This is a genomic window from Siminovitchia fortis (assembly GCF_007681465.1).
GTDB lineage: Bacteria > Bacillota > Bacilli > Bacillales > Bacillaceae_C > Siminovitchia > Siminovitchia fortis.
Window position 1 is genome coordinate 1 of sequence record NZ_VEKZ01000217.1, and the last position, 205, is coordinate 205.

Consider the following 205-nt stretch of genomic DNA (forward strand, 5'->3'; position numbering starts at 1 on the left):
GGTTATTGGCTCCAAGTGTCTTTGCAGGTATCAGCCTCATCTTCTCGCTCCATATCTCCGGAAGTTTATCTGCCAGTTCAATAGGATTGTTATTCTTGTCTGACAATTGCAGAATCTCCTCCGGCAGCTGATCCTTAAATGTGGATACGGCTGCAATCATAACAGGCGTTTTGGATATGGGGTCATACAATTGATTTCCGCTGTC

Annotated in this window: 1 protein-coding gene; it reads right to left on the minus strand. The window is 44.9% G+C overall.

The genetic code is table 11. From position 1 onward, the window contains the following. The coding region (locus FS666_RS19600; protein WP_186306640.1) for a sigma-E processing peptidase SpoIIGA at window positions 1-205 on the minus strand (205 nt) is incomplete at both ends.